15 protein-coding genes and 1 pseudogene are annotated in these 16,524 nt (G+C 59.4%); 12 read left to right on the top strand and 4 right to left on the bottom strand.

The window, feature by feature from the left end; genetic code table 11:
- Positions 1-3 precede the first annotated feature (3 nt).
- The 9 genes from EDE09_RS10640 to ccoS all read left to right on the top strand — a co-directional run bounded on the left by EDE09_RS10640 (position 4) and on the right by ccoS (position 9,114).
- The gene (locus EDE09_RS10640) at positions 4-738 is read left to right on the top strand and encodes a FadR/GntR family transcriptional regulator (protein ID WP_132410301.1); all 735 of its coding nucleotides are present in this window, start codon (positions 4-6) and stop codon (positions 736-738) included.
- 292 nt (positions 739-1,030) lie between these two features.
- Positions 1,031-2,650, top strand: coding sequence for a cytochrome-c oxidase, cbb3-type subunit I (gene ccoN, locus EDE09_RS10635; protein ID WP_105371178.1), 1,620 nt, complete (start codon positions 1,031-1,033; stop codon positions 2,648-2,650).
- A 12-nt stretch (positions 2,651-2,662) separates the two neighbouring features.
- Positions 2,663-3,394: a cytochrome-c oxidase, cbb3-type subunit II gene (ccoO, locus tag EDE09_RS10630; RefSeq protein ID WP_132410299.1), complete on the top strand. Its 732-nt coding sequence runs from the start codon at positions 2,663-2,665 to the stop codon at positions 3,392-3,394.
- Between the two features lie 11 nt (positions 3,395-3,405).
- The gene (locus EDE09_RS10625; protein ID WP_112797753.1) at positions 3,406-3,558 is read left to right on the top strand and encodes a cbb3-type cytochrome c oxidase subunit 3; all 153 of its coding nucleotides are present in this window, start codon (positions 3,406-3,408) and stop codon (positions 3,556-3,558) included.
- Between the two features lie 3 nt (positions 3,559-3,561).
- Positions 3,562-4,425, top strand: a complete 864-nt coding sequence (gene ccoP / locus EDE09_RS10620; RefSeq protein ID WP_132410296.1) for a cytochrome-c oxidase, cbb3-type subunit III — start codon at positions 3,562-3,564, stop codon at positions 4,423-4,425.
- A gap of 171 nt (positions 4,426-4,596) precedes the next feature.
- The gene (gene ccoG / locus EDE09_RS10615) at positions 4,597-6,186 is read left to right on the top strand and encodes a cytochrome c oxidase accessory protein CcoG (RefSeq protein WP_132410294.1); all 1,590 of its coding nucleotides are present in this window, start codon (positions 4,597-4,599) and stop codon (positions 6,184-6,186) included.
- Positions 6,183-6,677: a FixH family protein gene (locus EDE09_RS10610; protein WP_132410292.1), complete on the top strand. Its 495-nt coding sequence runs from the start codon at positions 6,183-6,185 to the stop codon at positions 6,675-6,677. The genes ccoG and EDE09_RS10610 overlap by 4 nt, the downstream gene beginning before the upstream one ends.
- Positions 6,674-8,965 (top strand): cation-translocating P-type ATPase, encoded by a 2,292-nt coding sequence (locus EDE09_RS10605; RefSeq protein ID WP_132410290.1) that lies wholly within the window; start codon positions 6,674-6,676, stop codon positions 8,963-8,965. The genes EDE09_RS10610 and EDE09_RS10605 overlap by 4 nt, the downstream gene beginning before the upstream one ends.
- The gene (gene ccoS / locus EDE09_RS10600) at positions 8,962-9,114 is read left to right on the top strand and encodes a cbb3-type cytochrome oxidase assembly protein CcoS (RefSeq protein ID WP_105371185.1); all 153 of its coding nucleotides are present in this window, start codon (positions 8,962-8,964) and stop codon (positions 9,112-9,114) included. Before EDE09_RS10605 ends, ccoS begins: the two co-directional genes overlap by 4 nt.
- Before the next feature lie 98 nt (positions 9,115-9,212).
- Here the strand turns inward: ccoS and EDE09_RS10595 are convergent, their stop codons facing one another.
- From EDE09_RS10595 to EDE09_RS10580, 4 genes and pseudogenes are all read right to left on the bottom strand, one after another.
- Positions 9,213-9,464 carry a glycine zipper domain-containing protein gene (locus tag EDE09_RS10595; protein ID WP_105371186.1) on the bottom strand — a complete coding sequence of 84 codons (252 nt, stop codon included), beginning with the start codon at positions 9,462-9,464 and terminating at the stop codon, positions 9,213-9,215.
- 280 nt (positions 9,465-9,744) lie between these two features.
- Positions 9,745-11,208: pseudogene (locus EDE09_RS10590) on the bottom strand (PAS domain S-box protein); the annotation flags it as partial.
- Positions 11,209-11,252: 44 nt separating this feature from the next.
- Positions 11,253-12,008, bottom strand: coding sequence for a helix-turn-helix domain-containing protein (locus EDE09_RS10585; protein WP_112797739.1), 756 nt, complete (start codon positions 12,006-12,008; stop codon positions 11,253-11,255).
- A 139-nt stretch (positions 12,009-12,147) separates the two neighbouring features.
- A complete protein-coding gene (locus EDE09_RS10580) occupies positions 12,148-12,861 on the bottom strand; it encodes a GntR family transcriptional regulator (protein ID WP_132410286.1) in 714 nt (237 codons plus the stop codon).
- A gap of 235 nt (positions 12,862-13,096) precedes the next feature.
- Between EDE09_RS10580 and EDE09_RS10575 the strand changes: the two genes are divergently transcribed.
- The 3 genes from EDE09_RS10575 (at position 13,097) to EDE09_RS10565 (ending at position 16,524) form a co-directional block, all read left to right on the top strand.
- Positions 13,097-14,188: an ABC transporter ATP-binding protein gene (locus EDE09_RS10575; RefSeq protein ID WP_132410284.1), complete on the top strand. Its 1,092-nt coding sequence runs from the start codon at positions 13,097-13,099 to the stop codon at positions 14,186-14,188.
- 36 nt (positions 14,189-14,224) lie between these two features.
- Entirely contained in the window at positions 14,225-15,511 is a 1,287-nt protein-coding gene (locus EDE09_RS10570; protein ID WP_132410282.1) for a PotD/PotF family extracellular solute-binding protein, read from the top strand.
- A 101-nt stretch (positions 15,512-15,612) separates the two neighbouring features.
- A complete protein-coding gene (locus EDE09_RS10565; protein WP_112797733.1) occupies positions 15,613-16,524 on the top strand; it encodes an ABC transporter permease in 912 nt (303 codons plus the stop codon).

Genomic DNA, 16,524 nt, shown 5'->3' with positions numbered 1-16,524 from the left:
ACCTTGAAACGAACCGACAACACCGCTTTGCAACTCCGCGAGCGCAAGGGACGCAATCTGGTCGAAGCCATTGGAGAGCAGCTGCGAAACGCGATCACTATGGGTGAGCTGAAACCGGGAGACAAGCTTGCGAGTGAAAGCGGCCTGACAGACCAGTACAAGGTCAGCAGAACTGTCATCCGGGAGGCAATTGCGTCTCTTCGCGCCGACGGACTTGTGGAAGTGCGCCATGGTGTCGGCGTTTTTGTTCTTGCCCCTCACACCGGACCGCAAAAGGCGTTTCACGGCGTCGACATTCACCGGGTCTCGTCCATCATCGAGATGCTTGAAGTGCGCGCTGCAATCGAAATCGAGGCTGCGGGCCTCGCTGCGAGCCGATCCTCGCCGGCACAGCAAGAGCATATTTTCGAGTGTCTGGATATGATGAACCGACAGATCGCAGCCGGTTCATCGACCGTCGACAGCGACCGGGCCTTTCATATGGCAATTGCCGATTCGACCAACAACCCCCGCTTTCGCGACCTCCTGGAATCGATTGGCCGGCAGATGATCCCGCGCTCTCTTCTCCAGGAAGACGATGCGGAAATGTCTCGGGAATATCTGTCGCAGATCCAAAGCGAACATGCCGACATCGCCCAAGCCATCGCCGACGGAAACGATTCTGCTGCACGGGAGAGGATGCGCACCCATCTCCGTGGAAGCCAATTGCGATATCGCGCCATGATGCGCCGAGGGTAAGGTTTCCCAAGACATATTATAAGATATGCTGCATCATAATATGATGCTCCCGCGCTTTAATAGACCAGTGCGACAAAGATATCCGCGCTAGACGCCGCTTTTACCTACCTCAGGCAGAATTTCATCTCCATTCCATCCTCGGCGGCAGGCCAGGTCTGCGAAATCGCCTCACACCTGCGTTCGAGCAGGATGTTGACGCAAATCAAAGCGTCTCTTCAAGCTGTGTGTCAGCAGATGATGGTCAGCAATCTCTCAACCAGCACCGCGGATTCGCGTTGCGAGGCTCAAGACCATGAATTACGTCTCCGAAACGATTCTTCTGGCCGTCGGCACCTTTCTAGCTCTGCTTGGAGCCGCCTTCGCCTATGACAGCCTGTTCGCCGCCCATATGTGGGTCCTGTTTTTCGTGCTGCTCGTCAGCACGGTCGTCATGCTCCGCAAGATCTCCTTCGCGCCCGCGGGGCAAACCTCGAAGAGCTCGGTCCAGTCCGAGTATTTCGATGAAGTCATCAAATACGGTACCATCGCGACCGTCTTCTGGGGCGTCGTGGGCTTCCTCGTCGGCGTCGTCGTTGCACTGCAGCTCGCCTTTCCCGATCTGAACATCGAGCCTTGGTTCAACTTCGGCCGCGTCCGCCCGCTCCATACCTCGGCCGTCATCTTCGCATTCGGCGGCAACGCGCTGATCGCCACTTCCTTCTATGTGGTACAGCGCACCTGTCGCGCTCGGCTTTTCGGCGGCAACCTCGCCTGGTTCGTCTTCTGGGGTTATCAGCTCTTCATCGTCATGGCGGCAACCGGCTATCTGCTGGGCATCAGCCAAAGCCGGGAATATGCCGAACCGGAATGGTATGTCGACCTGTGGCTCACGGTCGTCTGGGTCGCTTATCTCCTGGTCTTCCTGGGTACCATCCTGAAGCGCAAAGAGCCCCATATCTATGTGGCAAACTGGTTCTACCTCTCCTTCATCGTGACGATCGCGATGCTGCATGTGGTGAACAACCTTGCGATCCCGGTTTCCTTCCTCGGCGTCAAGAGCTACTCCGCTTTCGCGGGCGTTCAGGACGCACTGACCCAGTGGTGGTACGGCCACAACGCCGTCGGCTTCTTCCTGACGTCGGGCTTCCTCGGCATGATGTATTACTTCGTGCCCAAACAGGTTAACCGCCCGGTTTATTCCTACCGCTTGTCGATCATCCACTTCTGGGCCTTGATCTTCATGTATATCTGGGCCGGTCCGCACCATCTGCACTATACGGCGCTTCCCGACTGGGCTCAGACGCTCGGGATGGTCTTCTCCGTCATGCTGTGGATGCCCTCCTGGGGCGGCATGATCAACGGCCTGATGACGCTGTCCGGCGCCTGGGACAAGATCCGCACCGACCCCATCGTCCGCATGATGGTCATGGCGATCGCGTTCTACGGAATGGCGACATTCGAAGGCCCGATGATGTCGGTGAAGGCTGTCAACTCGCTCAGCCACTATACCGACTGGACCATCGGTCACGTCCATTCGGGCGCCCTTGGCTGGAACGGCATGATCACCTTCGGCGCTATCTACTACCTCACGCCGAAGCTCTGGAACCGCCGGCGGCTCTATAGCCTGCAGCTCGTCAACTGGCACTTCTGGCTCGCCACGCTCGGCATCGTCGTCTACGCCGCCGTCATGTGGGTTGCAGGTGTGCAGCAAGGCCTGATGTGGCGCGAATACGACGACCAGGGTTTCCTCGTCTATTCCTTCGCAGAGTCGGTGGCAGCGATGTTCCCCTACTACGTCCTTCGTGCAGTCGGCGGCGCCATGTTCCTCACCGGGGCGCTCCTCATGGCATTCAACGTCACGATGACAATCCTTGGCTACGAACGGCAGGAGACGGTGCCAGGCGCCGCACCCGCCCTGCAGCCGGCTGAATAAAGGAACCGACCCATGGGTCTTCTAGAAAAACATCAATTCATTGAACGCAACGCCACGCTGCTGCTGGTCGGTTCGCTGGTCGTCGTTTCCATCGGCGGTATCGTTGAAATCGCGCCGCTCTTCTATCTCGAAAACACCATCGAGAAAGTGGAAGGCATGCGGCCTTATTCACCGCTCGAACTCGCCGGCCGCAGCATCTATATTCGCGAAGGCTGCTATGTCTGTCACAGCCAGATGATCCGGCCCTTCCGGGATGAGGTGGAGCGCTACGGCCACTACAGCCTGGCGGCGGAATCCATGTATGACCATTCCTTCCAATGGGGCTCGAAACGAACTGGCCCCGACCTCGCGCGCGTGGGAGACCGCTATTCCAACGAATGGCATGTCCAACACCTGATCGAGCCGCGCGACGTGGTGCCGGAATCGGTGATGCCGAGCTATGCCTTCCTGAAGGAGACGCCGCTCAAAGTCACCGACGTCAGCATGGAGCTCAAGGCCAACCGCGCGGTCGGAGTGCCGTATTCGGACGAGATGATTGCCAGCGCAAAGACGGACCTCGCCGCCCAGGCCGATCCGAACTCCGACACTTCGGGTCTTCTTCAACGCTACCCGAAGGCCAAGATCGGTGATTTCGACGGCGACGCCCAGAACCTGACCGAGATGGACGCGCTCGTCGCCTATCTGCAGATGCTCGGCACGCTGGTCGACTTCTCGACCTATGACGACGCCGCCGGCTATCGCTGAGGAGAAGCAAAATGGAAGCCTACACCGCGCTCCGTCAATTCGCCGACAGCTGGGGACTCCTGGGCATGGCCCTGTTCTTCCTGGGCGTCGTTTTATTCACCCTGCGTCCGGGCGCCAAGGCCCAGGCCAAAGAAGCCGCGCAAATCCCTCTGAAGGAGGATTAAAAGATGGCGGACAAGCATATCGATGAAATCAGCGGCGTCGAAACCACCGGCCATGAATGGGACGGCATCCGCGAGCTGAACAACCCAATGCCGCGCTGGTGGGTGTGGACCTTCTACGCCACCATCGTCTGGGCGCTCGGCTACACCATCCTCTATCCAGCCTGGCCAATGGTCAGCGATGCGACAAGAGGTGCCCTCGGATATTCCAGCCGCGCCGATCTGGCCGCGGATGTCGAAGGTGCAAGGATTGCGACGGGTGGCATCGTCGAAAAGATCTCGAGCTCGTCTCTCGACGAGATCCTCGCCGACCAGCAGCTCAGCCAGTTCGCGACTGCCGGCGGAGCCGCCGCGTTCCGCGTCAACTGCACACCCTGCCATGGCACCGGTGCTTCGGGCGGCCAAGGTTATCCGAACCTCAACGACGACGAATGGCTCTGGGGCGGCGATGTCAACGCCATCTATCAGTCGATCGCTCACGGTATCCGGGACAGCGTTGATCCGGAGACCCGCGTTTCGGAAATGCCGGCATTTGCGGACATGTTGAAGCCGGAAGAGGTCCGTCAGGTATCTTCTTATGTAGTCAGCCTGACCGGCACGCCGCGTGACCCGTCGCTTGTCGACGCGGGCAAGCAGCTCTTTGCCGACAACTGTATCTCCTGCCACGGCGAAAAGGCCGAAGGCAATCGCGACATGGGTGCCCCCAATCTCGGCGATGCTATCTGGCTCAAGGTGCGGGACGAAACCGAGATCGCCAAACAGATCCAGTCGCCTCGGCATGGCGTGATGCCCGCATGGGCGACCCGTCTCGGGGACGCCACGGTCAAGCAGCTCGCCGTCTACGTCCATTCGCTGGGCGGCGGCGAGTAAGGCAAGCCATCGCCGCCACACGGTGATGTACCCTTCCCCCACGACATGCGGCCGCCCGCTTTAGACAGCGGGCGGCCGTTTTGTCGCACCAACCGATCCCGTACTCTTGACGTAAGTCAATGTAGTCGGCGCTCGCCAATGCCAAACAAGATGGGACAAAGGACCAGTCCCATGAACCTCTATACTTCCCCCGCTCTCGGCTCGAATGATCAGACGGTTGAACGGATCGATGCGCAACCCGTGCATCCGCCGGGCGCACCGCGCCAGCCGTTGTACGAGAAGCGCAAGAAGATCTTTCCGAAGAAGGCCGAGGGACGGTTTCGGCGCTTCAAATGGATTGTCATGCTGATCACCCTCGGCATCTATTATCTGACGCCCTGGGTCCGCTGGGATCGTGGTCCCTTTGCCCCCGACCAGGCGGTTCTCATCGATCTGGCCAATAGGCGCTTTTATTTCTTCTTCATCGAGATTTGGCCCCAGGAATTTTTCTTCGTTGCCGGCCTTTTAGTGATGGCTGGCTTCGGACTTTTCCTGCTGACTTCGGCTGTCGGCAGGGCCTGGTGCGGTTATGCCTGTCCGCAGACGGTCTGGGTCGATCTCTTCCTGGCTGTCGAAGGTTTCATCGAGGGCGATCGCAATGCCCGTATAAAATTGGACGCAGCGCCCTGGAGCTTCGACAAGCTTTGGAAGCGTGTCGCAAAACATGCAACCTGGATTGCGATCGCGGTGGCAACCGGCGGCGCCTGGATATTCTATTTTGCCGACGCTCCGTCGCTCGCCTTCGAGTTCGTGACCGGCCAGGCTGCCGCCATTGCCTACTCGACCGTCGCCATCCTGACGGCCACAACCTATGTGCTTGGCGGCCTGATGCGCGAGCAGGTCTGCATCTACATGTGCCCATGGCCGCGCATCCAAGGGGCGATGCTGGATGAAAGCTCGCTCGTGGTCACCTACAATGATTGGCGGGGTGAACCTCGCAGCCGGCACGCCAAAAAAGCCGCTGCGGCTGGACAAGCCGTGGGCGATTGCGTCGACTGCAATGCCTGCGTCGCCGTCTGTCCCATGGGGATCGACATCCGAGACGGCCAGCAGCTTGCCTGTATCACCTGCGCACTCTGTATCGACGCATGCGACACCGTCATGGACAAGATCGGCAAGCCGCGCGGTCTCATCGCCTATGCCACGCTCGAAGAATATGAAAGCAACATGGCTCTGGCGACAAATAGCGGCACGACGTCGATCGACCCGTCACGCGTCCGCAACGCCGACGGTACCTTCATCGACAAGATACGCCACTTCAACTGGAGAGTTATCTTCCGTCCGCGCACCCTGCTCTACTTTGGCGTCTGGTCGGCCGTGGGCCTCGGTCTGGTTTTTGCCCTGCTTTCGCGCGACCGACTGGAGGTCAACGTCCTGCATGACCGCAACCCGCAATTCGTTCTGGAGTCGGACGGGTCGATCCGCAACGGATACACGATCCGCCTTCTCAACATGATCCCTGAACCGCGCACTATCATGGTTTCCATGGAGGGGCTACCGGAAGCGACCATGAAGATTACCGGGATCACCGATGTTCCCGGCCGCCTCTTTGCTGTCCAGGTCGAGCCCGATAAGACACTCGCGTTGAAGGTCTTCGTTACCCTCCCCAAAGAAGCCATATCCGCGCAAACCAACGACTTCCGCTTCATCGCCGAAGACCGGTCCAGCCACGAGCAAGACAGCTACGCCGCAGTCTTCAACACTCCTGGAGCCAAGAAATGAACGCTTCCCGAGCAAAAACCTTCGTCTTCACAGGATGGCACATGCTGGGCATCATGGTGCTCTTCTTCGGTACCATCATCTCGGTCAACTTCTATATGGCCTACAATGCCACGCGCAGCTGGAGCGGCCTGGTCGCGCAAAATACCTATATTGCAAGCCAGGAGTTCAACGGAAAGGCCGCCGAGGCTCGCATTTTGACGGCGAGCGGCGTCACCGGAAAGCTTCTCATCAACGGCAGCACTATCCGCTACGAGGTTTCCCATCCCGCCGACGGTCCGATCCTGGCCGACGAACTCACGCTCAAGTTCAAGCGGCCGGTTGGCGAGCATCAGGATTTCGAACTCCGTCTCACGCCGGTGGCAAAGGGTATCTTCACCACCAGCCACCCGCTCCTGCCCGGCCAGTGGATCGTCGACGCGAGCGCCACCAGGAACGGCAAACGGATCCTGCATGAAGCGGAACGCATTTCGGTCTTGGGAGGGGGGAAATGAGCTGCTGCGCGCCGGGTACCGAAGGTTCCATCACAGGCCAGCTGCCCTCATCGGAAGAATTGGCTCTTTCGAGCCGTATCGTCGGGCCCGGGTTGCGCCAGACCGAGCTCAGCGTACCCCAGGTCCATTGCGGTACATGCATCACGGCAATCGAAACCACCCTGAAAGCCTTGCCGGCGGTAGAACGCGCCCGCGTCAACCTTTCCACAAAACGCGTCTCGATCATCTGGAAGGAAATGGTTGGAAGTGAACCCACCGACCCTTCGTCGCTCGTAAAGGCGATTGCCGACGCCACCGGTTATGATACCCACCTCTTCTCCGATGGCGAAGACAGCGGCGAAACGCTGCAGCGCGAGTTGATCCGCGCAGTCGCTCTCTCGGGCTTCGCCGCTGCCAATATCATGCTGCTTTCAGTCTCGGTATGGTCCGGTGCCGACGCCTCGACCCGCGACCTGTTTCACTGGATATCGGCGATGATCGCCGCCCCGGCGCTGATCTACGGCGGCCGATTCTTCTATCAGTCAGCCTGGCGGGCGCTTCGCCGCGGCCGCACCAATATGGACGTGCCGATCGCGCTGGCCATCACCCTGTCCTACGCGGTCTCGGTTTGGGAAACGATCCATCACGGGCAACACGCCTGGTTCGATGCCACGGTCTCGCTGTTGTTCTTCCTGCTGATCGGGCGCACCCTCGATCACATCATGCGCGATCGGGCCCGCTCCGCCATCAGCGGGCTTGCCAGGCTTTCGCCCAGGGGCGCAATGATCATCGGGAAAGACGGCAGTCGCGAATATCGCGCCGTCGAGGATATCGCGCCCGGCGAGCGCGTCGCTATTGCGATGGGCGAACGGGTACCCGTCGATGGAGTCGTCGAAAGCGGCGCGAGCGACATGGACGTCTCGATCGTCAATGGCGAAAGCGCTCCCCGTGCGGTCAGGGCCGGCGACGCGCTCCAGGCGGGGATGCTCAGCCTCACCGGCTCGCTCGTGCTAGTGGCGACTGCCTCCGCACGGCAATCATTCCTCTCCGAGATCATCGCATTGATGGAAGCGGCAGAGGGCGGTCGGGCTCGCTACCGGCGGATCGCAGATCGCGCCGCGCAGATCTATTCGCCGGCAGTCCATCTTCTGGCACTTCTGGCATTTCTCGGCTGGGGCTTTTTCGGAGGGGACTGGAAGCAGGCGATGCTGATCGCCATCGCGGTGCTCATCATCACCTGCCCATGCGCGCTTGGTCTGGCGGTCCCCGTCGTTCAGGTCGTGGCCGCCGGCCGGTTGTTCAAAAACGGCATTATGGTCAAAGACGGTTCGGCTATGGAGCGGCTCGCCGAGGTCGATACGGTGGCATTCGACAAGACCGGCACCCTTACTCTCGGCAAACCCCAGCTTGTAAACCTCGGGTCGGCAACGGCAGCTCATCTGGCCGTTGCCGCCGGGCTTGCTGCCCATTCCCGCCACCCTCTTTCCAAAGCCCTTTCCGGCATTGCTTCAGGGCCGGTGCCAGTTTTCGATGACGTCGTCGAAATTCCCGGCCAGGGTCTGGAGGCCCGCTCGCCCCAAGGGCTGTACCGCCTCGGCAACCGACGCTTCGCCTGCGGCGATAACGGAGTTGACACATCGGCGGCTTCTTCGACGCTCGAGGTGATCCTTTCCTGCGATGGAAGAGAATTGGCCCGCTTCCTGTTCGAGGATGAGTTGCGTCCGGACTCGCGGGCGGCGATCGACGAGCTTGCGGCACAAGGGCTCTCAAGCGGGATCCTTTCGGGCGACCGTCAAGGTTCGGTCAGCAGCCTCGCCAGCCGGCTCGGCATTACTCGATGGGCCGCAGAACTGGCTCCCAAAGCAAAGGCGGAATTCTGCGTCTCCCTCGCCGAACAAGGTCACAAAGTCCTGATGGTCGGCGATGGCATCAACGATGCTCCGGCCTTGGCTGCCGCGCATGTTTCGATCGCTCCGGCCACCGCGGCGGACATCGGCCGCCAGGCCGCCGACTTCGTCTTCATGCACGAAAGCCTGGAAGCCGTGCCGCTGGCGATTGACGTCTCCCGACAAGCAGGAAGGTTGATCCGGCAGAATTTCGCGCTCGCCATCGGTTACAACATCATCGCGGTGCCGATCGCGCTTGCCGGTTATGCCACGCCCTTGATAGCAGCAATTGCCATGTCGACATCCTCGATCATCGTCATCGCCAACGCGTTGCGACTAAACCGTACCGGGCATCCGAACCGTCATATCGCCACGGCAACAGGGCACGACGCAAGACAAACCGGAGAGGCTCGACTCGCATGAACATGCTCATCTTCCTCATTCCAATTGCGCTTTTTCTTGGAGGGCTCGGACTGTTTGCCTTCCTGTGGTCGCTTAAAAGCGGGCAATATGAAGACCTTGATGGTGCAGCCTGGCGGATCCTGGAAGAAGACTCGCGGGACCGGACCTGAGACCTACCATCCTCGCATAGTGCCGAAAGCGCCGACCAAAGGATGGCTAGGCGCCGCAACCCAGGTCCGGCGCCTAACCAGCTCTCGATAAATGGTGCTTAGCACCGGTCGATATATCGGTTCCCGTAGCGGTCGCGATAGTAGCAGCGGCCCGGTTGATCAGCCACGCTGCCGATCAATGCCCCGGACACTCCCCCTACCGCCGCACCAACTGCTGCTCCGCGCACGTTGCCGGTCGCCACGCCGCCAATAACTGCGCCGGTTGCCGCGCCAACGCCAGCACCTCGTTCGGTGGCAGTGCATGAACCCAGAGCCAACCCGACGCATGCGATGATCAATGCCTTTTTCATCTCATCCTCCATAATGTTCCACAGTTAACTGTTCTGGAGGCAACAGGTTGCATCGTGCCTGCGCGTTGACCTGAAAAACTCTTCCCGCAGCGCACTGGCGACGGCGGGCAGCGGCCCATCACACAGGCGATGGAACGCATTTCGGACGGGAGTTAAATCACGAATGGCACGTCGAATGTCACCGACTTGGGGCTCACATCGGCAGGGAAGGTGCCTTTTCCGCACTTTGCATTGCAAGGGTCAACATTTTGTGGGGAGCCGCAATCGACCACTGATGCGTCGCAGCCGGTAGGAAAATCTTTACGCAGGTACCCTGGCCAGGCTCGCTGTCGATTTCGATATCGCCGCCGGATTGCTTGGCGAAACCATAGACCATCGAAAGTCCAAGCCCGGTGCCCGAGCCAACACCCTTGGTCGTGAAGAACGGCTCGAAAGCCTTCTCCCTCACATCTGCGGTCATTCCCGTGCCGGTATCGCTGACAGAAACCAGCACATAATCCCGCTGCTGTTCGGCCAGACCCGCTGATGGACGACCGCCGCCTCGCGTCGCGTGCGAAATTTCTATCGTCAGGCGGCCTCCGCGAGGCATGGCGTCGCGAGCGTTCAGTGCAAGATTAAGCAATGCATTTTGGAGTTGCGGCCCATCGACCAGCGCGTGGTGGGAAGCCCCGTGAGCAACCACCCGTAATTCTATGGTCTCACCGATCGCCCGAAGCAGGAGATTGGAAAACCCGGTAATGAGGGTTCCTATCTCTGCCAGTTGCGGGTTGAGGGGCTGGCGGCGGCCAAACGCCAGAAGCTGCCCGGTGAGCCTGGCTCCGTCCTGCGTTGCCTCCTGCGCCTCAAGAAGCAAACGGCGCAGCCTCTCGTCCGAAATCTTGCCTTCCAGCATTTCCAGATTGCCGCTGACGACGGCAAGAAGGTTATTGAAGTCGTGCGCCAGGCCGCCGGTAAGCTGTCCGATCGCCTCCATCTTCTGCGCTTGTCGCAGCTCGGCTTCTATCCTGTGTCGGCTGGTCAGGTCGCGAATGAAACCTGTAAAGATGCGCTTTCCGTCAACGACGGCTTCGCCCACCGAAAGCTCCATGGGAAAGACCGAGCCGTCCTTGCGTTGCCCCATGACGACCCTTCCGTAACCGATGATGCGGCGCTCTCCGGTTTTGAGATACCGAGCAAGATGACCATCATGCGCCCTGCCCTCGGAGGCAGGCATCAGCATGTTGACGGACCGTCCCACGACCTCCTTTGCAAAATAGCCAAAAAGACGTTCAGCGGCTGCGCTGAAAGAGGTGACGATGCCCGTCTCGTCAATCACCAGCATTGCTTCGGGCACCGTTTCCAAGATCGATCTTAGATGCGCCTCGCGCGCCGCCAGATCGTTCTGCGCCTTGGTCATTTCAGTGATGTCGTTGATAGTCTGGATGATGATGGCGGGAGCGTGATCGAACGAATTGACCGCAACCCATCGCGTTGCGACGATAATCGTCTGGCCGTCCTTGCGACGTTGGACGAGTTCGCCTTCCCAGGTGTGATGGAGACCGATACGGCGGCGGATCTCATCCTGCGGCAGCGGGAACCGCGTCGCAAGCATGTCCTGAGCAACCTGACCGACGGCTTCGGTTGACGTCCAGCCATAGAGGCGCTCGCAACCGCTCGTCCACCGAATGATCCTTCCGTCTTCGTCTTGGATGATGATGTTCGCGCCATTGAGGACGTGCGTTACCGTGTTGAGAAGCCCTTCTATCCCGGTCTCCTTGCCCTCATCACTTCCCATGACGCAACCCACAATCAGTGATGCAAACGGTCTCGATGGCAAGCCAGGTCCTGGAACACCAGCGGGTTCGCTTCGTCGTCTCCGGAAAGCTGAGCCAGCTTTGCCGGCTTTTCGATCCTGATGGAGTGACGCGCAGCTGGGTTTGCGACTGTCAACACGCCTTTGCCGATGAGCTTGGTAATTGTCCGCGACACCGTCTCGATCGTGAGGCCGAGATAGTCGGCCATGTCCTGGCGCGTCATCGGCAGTTCGATAAGCGCATCGCGACTACCCTCCGCCAACGAACGCTGCAGATGTCTCAGCAGGAAAGTGCAGAGCCGCTCTTCGGCCGTCTTGCTGGACAGCAGCACCAACTGATCCTGTACCGCCGCCATCTCGTCGCAGACGCGCGAGAAAACCTCGGGGCGCAACGCGTCGGAATCCGCAACGGCCTCTTCAAAAACCTTGCGAGAGAGCCGCCGCACAGATGCTGGTCCAATCGCCTCGGCGCCGTAGAGATATTTGCTCTTGAGCGAAACGCCGACAATATCGCCGGCATAGAGGAAACCGGTAATAACCCGCCGTCCGTCGGAAAGGATACGAAATAGTCTCAACGTGCCTTCGGCAACTTCGAAGACATGTTTTGCGTCGTCTCCCTCGAAAAATACGGCCTGACTTGTCTCCAGATGCTCCTTGGGCTGGCTCGAGAAAAGCTCGTGCAAGTTTCCCGCCGCCTTGAAGGGTGTGGCCTTGGCAACCTGATGGTCGTTCGCATAGCTGCTGAGAAACACTGGTCTCGTCTCCGTTCTTTCCACGGAGGAATTGACCCTTCTCAAGTAACACCGGAATGCTAGCTCTGTGAAAATTGGTGCGATTGTGTAACGGTTGGTAACAGCCCCAGTCACGCATCATCCGGGAGTAACAAGCCCATCAGGTCAGCGCCAAGGCGTCCTTCAACGCGAAGCCCTGCTTGAGCTGCAGATCAAGATCGGCTTCGATATGGTCGATGTGGTGCAGCATCAACCGGGATGCCCGGGCTCCGTCGCCTTTTTCCAAGGCATCGAGTATGGCCAGATGTTCGCTATGACCGCAGCTCGATATCCCGGAGCGACCGTAGAGTGCGATCACCAGCGACGAGCGGCCTACCAGTTCGTCCATGAATTTCTGCAGGATGACATTGCCTGCAACGGAGGCGAGCATCAGATGGAAGTCTCCCGACGCCTTGATCTCCGCCCGCCTGGCAGAAGGGCCGCGCTCATTAATATGTCGCTGCTCCTCTTCAAGCTGCCCACGAAACTGTTTTATGTCAGCGGCCGTGATGCGTTCGACCGCGGCTGCGATGATACCGGGCTCGATCAGGCGACGTGAGGCAAAGATCTGTCGCGCCTCGTCCGGAGAAGGATTGGAGACAAACGCGCCTCGATTGCGCTCGATCCGGACCAGACCTTCAAATCCAAGCATCTGCAGCGCGGCGCGGACCACCGTGCGGCTCACGGAAAAGAGCGCACCCACTTCACTCTCCGACAGCTTGGTTCCCGGCGCGAGGCGTCGGTCGATAATCGCGTTGCGGAGCGCCTCGCGGATCGCGAGCGAACGGTCTTCCTGGGAGGCTTCCGGAAAGGTGATGTTTTCGCTGATATTCATGACACAACCCACTGCCTGAGCCTTGTAGCGCGAGCGGGTACAAATTGCCAGCACTGTTGTTCTCAAAGTGTGCCCAAGATTGCATACGATTTGGCCAAGGATCGAAAACAATCGCCTGATTTTTACGCATCCCTTTCCTGACCGGCCCCGCTTTCGAAGCTAAACCTAATGATTCAAGCGAGTTAGTCATTTGGCACGGCGGATGCATTGCAAGGACCGATGCAAGGAGCGCCGGATGAGCAAAGCTGCCGAAATCGACATCATATCTGTCTCGAAGATCTATGGCACAACGACTGCCGTGGAATCGATCAGCCTGAAGATCCCGGCAGGAACCTATTGCTGCCTGTTGGGTCCCTCCGGCTGCGGCAAGACTTCGACGCTTCGCATGATCGCAGGACATGAAGGCATCTCGTCCGGCGACATTCGCCTCGGAAACAGCGTGGTCACCGATCTCCCGCCCGCCAAACGGGGCACGGCGATGATGTTTCAGTCTTACGCGCTCTTTCCCCATCTCGATCTTATCGACAATGTTGCCTTCAGCCTGAAGATGAAAGGCGTCGGCAAAGACGAACGGCGCGCCAAGGCAATGGATATGCTGCGGCTGATGCAGCTCGAAGCCTATGCGACACGTCGGCCGGCGCAGCTTTCCGGCGGCCAGCAGCAGCGTGTGGCGCTTGCCCGCGCGTTGATCACCGATCCGGAAGCCCTGCTGCTTGACGAGCCGCTCTCGGCACTCGACCCGTTCCTGAAGATCCGCATGCGCGCGGAACTGAAGAAGCTCCAGACTTCGCTCGGCATCACCTTTGTTCATGTGACGCACAGCCAGGAGGAGGCGATGGCGCTCGCCGATCTCATCGTCGTGATGAATGACGGCCGAATCGAGCAAGCCGCACATCCGCGCACGGTGTTCGAGCGCCCGGCGACCGCTTTCGTGGCTCGCTTCATGGGGGATCATAACGTCATCTCCGGCCGGGTGACGAAAAGCACGGAAGACACGGTGGCGCTTTCAGTGCCGGAGACCGGTGGAGAATTCCTGGCCACCGGCGAGAACAGTATGTCGAGAGAAACCGCAGACATCGCCATTCGCACAGATCGTGTCCGCATCGCGGAACCGTCAGAAAAGGGCTTGGGGTTCACGGGCTCGATCTCGAATATCGAGTATCGCGGCTCCTCGGTAAAACTCTCCGTCAGCGGTGCCGGTGTGGAGGACTTCACCGCGATCGTCAGCGACGCCGCCTTTTTCGCCAACCCGGTCAAGGTCGGGGAAGCAATCCCGCTGTCTTGGAATCGTGAGGACGCAATCGTCCTCGGCCACCTCAAACACTAACCTCAACAATAAATCTCAACCAGAGGAGAACAGGCAATGACTGAGAACAAGAAAAGAAAGGGCATCTCGCGCAGATCGCTCCTAAAAACGGCATCCGCGGCAGCCGGTCTTGCTGCCGGCTCCGGCGCCATCACCGGCTTCCCGACCATCTGGGCGCAGAACCCAATCACCCTTCGCCAGTTCGGTACCGGTGTTTCGAACCTCAACGCGATCGCCGAAAAGTGCAAGGCCGACCTCGGCATCACGCTGGAGATGACGGCCACCGACTCAGACGCTGCCGCTCAGCGCGCCGTCACCCAGCCGAACTCCTACGATATCGCCGATATCGAATACTGGATCCTGAAAAAGGTCTACCCGGCAGGCGTCATCCAGCCGATGGATGTCAAGAAGCTTAAATATTACGACAAGGTCGTACCGCTCTTCAAAACCGGGAAGCTGAAGCCGGACAGCGTCATCGCCCAGGGCACCGCGCCCCATACCGTCGGTTTCGTTGAAAAACCTGGCACCAAGACCTTCGCCAAGGGTGAAACCCAGTGGTTCACCATGATGCCGACCATCTACAATGCCGACACGCTCGGCATTCGCCCGGATCTCGTCGGCCGCGAAATTTCGACCTGGGCAGATATTATGGACCCGAAGTTCAAGGGCAAGACTTCGATCCTCAACATTCCGTCGATCGGCATTATGGACGCCGCGATGATCATGGAAGCCATGGACAACATCAAATATGCCGACAAGGGCAACATGACAAAGGAAGAAATCGACAAGACGATCGACTTCCTGATCAAGGCCAAGCAAGCCGGCCAGTTCCGCGCCTTCTGGAAGAGCTTCGACGAAAGCGTCAACCTGATGGCTTCCGGCGAGGTCGTTATCCAGTCGATGTGGTCGCCGGCCGTCGCCGCGGTTCGTTCCAAAGGCATCGCATGCAAATACCAGCCGCTCAAGGAAGGCTATCGTTCCTGGGGTGGCGGGCTTGGTCTTGCCGCCCATCTCTCCGGCGCCAAGCTCGACGCCGCCTACGAATACATCAACTGGTACACGTCGGGCTGGGTCGGAGCCTATCTCAACCGTCAGGGCTACTATTCCGCCGCCATGGAAACTGCCAAGCAGCACATGTCTGCGGACGAGTGGGGTTTCTGGGTCGAGGGCAAGCCCGCCCAGGGCGATATCGTCGCTCCGGACGGCAAGGTCATGGAAAAGGCCGGTGCCGTGCGTGACGGCGGTTCGTTCGAGGAGCGCATGGGCAAAGTCGCCTGCTGGAACTCCGTCATGGATGAGGACCGCTATATGGTCCGCCGCTGGAACGAATTCATCGCAGCCTGACAGCGCACCGACGGTGCCATAAGTTCCTTCTCCCCGTCTCAACGGGGAGAAGGCGCCCGACAGGGCAGATGAGGGGCAAGCCCACAGGAGAAACCCGGACCATGGCGACGATCACAACCTCCGAATCGGCCAAGGCCGAGGGCGTGAAGCCACGAAGCTTCCGCCTGCCGCCATCACTGATCTCCTATCTGCAGGCGGCACCGCTGACGCTGATCCTCGGCAGTTTTCTGGCCGTGCCGATCCTGATGATCGGTATCGTCAGTTTCTGGGACTACGACTTCGCCCAGATGTATCCCGATTTCGTTACCTTCAACTACGCGGAGACCCTCGGTTCCTGGGTCACGTGGAAGACCTATCTCAACACATTAAAATTCGCTTTTCTCGTATGGCTCATAACCCTCTTCATCGGCTTCTGGGTTGCCTACTTTCTCGCTTTCCACATTCGCACTACCGCTATGCAGATGGTGCTCTTCCTTGTCTGCACTGTACCCTTCCTGACGTCGAACATCATCCGCATGATCTCATGGATTCCGGTGCTCGGCCGAAACGGCCTGGTCAACTCAACCCTGATCAGTGCGGGCATTGTGTCGGAACCTGTCGAGTGGCTGCTCTATTCGGATTTCGCCGTCGTGCTCGCGATGGTGCATCTCTACACGCTGTTCATGGTGACGCCGATCTTCAATACGCTGATGCGTATCGACAAATCGCTGGTGGAAGCTGCCCGAGATGCCGGAGCGTCAAGCTGGCAGACGCTCACCAACGTCATTCTCCCACTCGCCAAACCCGGCATGGCGATCGGAACGATTTTCGTAGTGACGCTGGTGATGGCAGATTTTTCGACCGTGCAGGTCATGTCGGGGGGGCAGAGCGCTTCCGTCGCCCTCATGATGAAAAATCAGATGTCCCTGCTTCAATACCCGGCTGCGGCGGCGAACGCCGTCGTGCTGCTCGCCATTGTCCTCCTGATGGTCGCAGCGATTCTGCGCGTCGTCGACATCCGCAAGGAACTCTAA

It is taken from the genome of Neorhizobium sp. S3-V5DH (assembly GCF_004343065.1).
Classification (GTDB): Bacteria; Pseudomonadota; Alphaproteobacteria; order Rhizobiales; family Rhizobiaceae; genus Neorhizobium; species Neorhizobium huautlense.
The sequence above is the reverse complement of the archived record's forward strand: the minus strand, read 5'-3'. Positions and strand labels throughout refer to the sequence as shown.